This window comes from Cupriavidus sp. KB_39 (assembly GCF_052114485.1).
GTDB lineage: Bacteria > Pseudomonadota > Gammaproteobacteria > Burkholderiales > Burkholderiaceae > Cupriavidus.
This window is the reverse complement of record NZ_JBFREV010000112.1, coordinates 1-1,845: the sequence shown is the minus strand read 5'-3', so window position 1 is coordinate 1,845 and position 1,845 is coordinate 1. Positions and strand designations below refer to the sequence as shown.

The 1,845-nt window shown below is 56.8% G+C and carries 2 protein-coding genes; both read right to left on the bottom strand.

Translation table 11 applies throughout. From position 1 onward, the window contains the following. Window positions 1–185: 185 nt before the first annotated feature. A complete protein-coding gene (locus tag AB4Z27_RS28840) occupies window positions 186–518 on the bottom strand; it encodes a nucleotide pyrophosphohydrolase (RefSeq protein WP_441591525.1) in 333 nt (110 codons plus the stop codon). A gap of 320 nt (window positions 519–838) precedes the next feature. Continuing rightward, window positions 839–1,690: a hypothetical protein gene (locus AB4Z27_RS28835; protein WP_441645962.1), complete on the bottom strand. Its 852-nt coding sequence runs from the start codon at window positions 1,688–1,690 to the stop codon at window positions 839–841. Window positions 1,691–1,845 lie beyond the last annotated feature (155 nt).

The window sequence follows — 1,845 nt, the reverse complement described above, 5'->3', positions numbered from 1 at the left end:
ACCACGCGCAACTGGCTACAACGGCTAGGCGCCGCCAACGTGCAATGCCTGATCGTCACCCCGATGGAGAAGATTCCTATTGTTGAGCCGATGGTGTCCAGCGTGGCGTTTGTGCGGTATGAGGGAGACGCTGCAGCGCGGGTCTGGCGGGTAGGGATAGAGAATCGGTAGGTGGCGGTATCCCGCTACGCTTCCCCCGCCGGTGGGGGATATTTCACCGCATTCATTTCCATTTTCGCCCTCACCGCGGCATCCAGATCCACCCCCAACGCCGTCACAAGCTGCGTGAGGTAAATCGTAATATCCGCCAGTTCCTGCTCCACATGCGCCCGCTCCGCGGTCGCCATGACGTTGCGGGATTCCTCTTCCGTCTGCCACTGGAAGATTTCCACGAGTTCGGACACCTCGACGCTCAGCGCCATGGCGAGATTCTTGGGGCTGTGATACTTGCCCCAGCCGCGCCGCTCGCCAAAGGCGGCGGCGGCGAGTTGGAGATTCTTGATATCGATGAGAGGCATGGACAGTCTCACTTCAATGAAAAAGGGTTACGGCCTGGCAAGCCGTAACCCCATTTGATGACTAGCGTTTTTATGATCTCGCTAGGATCGGCGCACCACCTGTCGGATGTCACAGAAAGTGAAAAGCCGCCACGGAGCATAAACGAAATTTTCAGGTTTCATGACACATGTCTAGATCGCGTGTGACACCAAAAGTGGAAGAATCCACCGCTTCTGCCACGGAAAGTGAAAAATTCGTGCGGGCAACGCAACTATCTCTTAAGCCCGGTCATTTGCTCCAGACGCATCCTCCCAAAACGCTCCAGTACCGCCCCGCCAATTCACCGCAAGATCGAGAAAGCATCCGGGTGTACGCCGGTGCCGATCTTGAATGCGCTATCCACCCAGTCCTTTATTTCTGCGTTGTTGAACTTGCTCGTCAGCCAGCCATAGTCATAGTCGAACGGGCCATCTTCGACCAACCACTGACGAGTCATCTCGTACATGGACACCCAAATGTAGAAATCGTCCAAGAGGCGCTGTAGTGTCTTCCCGTCCTTGCCTGGCACCAGTCGCGGATATACGTCTCTGTCGGCTCGATCCAGGAACAGCGCCTGATGCTCTCTGAACAGCAATTGGACAGTCTCGCTGTCCAGCGCCTGTCGGAAGCTGGTCAGGCACATGCCGGGCCAGCAGAAAAACTGGGGCGCTTTTAGTTTGTCGCGCTGCACGCGTGTGAAGCGCCCGAGCAGCACTCGGATTGGGAAGTTCCCTTCCCGGTATTCGAAGGTCGCATCCTCTTCCATCAGTTGGATCCACGCTGGATGCGTGTCGGCGTACCGCGAAACCGCTTCGGCGAGCTGCCTAGGGCTGGGACTCAGTAAACGGTCGCTTAACCGTTGGCTAACCTCCCAGTACTCCTCAGCACTGTAGTTCCGGATAGAGTCCTTGAAAGACTTACCTTCGTCCTTGGCCAATCGACAAAGAAAGATGAACCTCCAGCCCGGGTCAGTCGACCAAATGAGGGAAGATGGATCAGTCATTGGTAAGAAGAGGCCCTCCGAGGGAGAAAGCGCGACGTCGCAAATGAGAAGGAAGAGTCCGACGAGGGGGTCGTCAACCGCCTGCGGCCACTCCTCCTCAGTGAATTTCAAAAAGGCTTCAAAAGCGCGAACATAGACGCCGCTGAGCATCCCTCGTGAACCGCCCCGGGTTTAGTGGAGGCTCCACTTCTTGAGAGAATGGAGCCACGATGAAGAAACCAGTCAAGTTTTCCCCGGAGGTTCGCGAGCGAGCTGTGCGCATGGTCGCCGAGTCGCGAGGCGATCATCCGTCCCAGTGGGCAGCC

Coding starts and splice junctions, on each gene's coding strand:
- AB4Z27_RS28840 (WP_441591525.1), bottom strand. CDS start 518: ATGCCTCTCATCGATATCAAGAATCTCCAACTCGCCGCCGCCGCCTTT.
- AB4Z27_RS28835 (WP_441645962.1), bottom strand. CDS start 1,690: ATGCTCAGCGGCGTCTATGTTCGCGCTTTTGAAGCCTTTTTGAAATTC.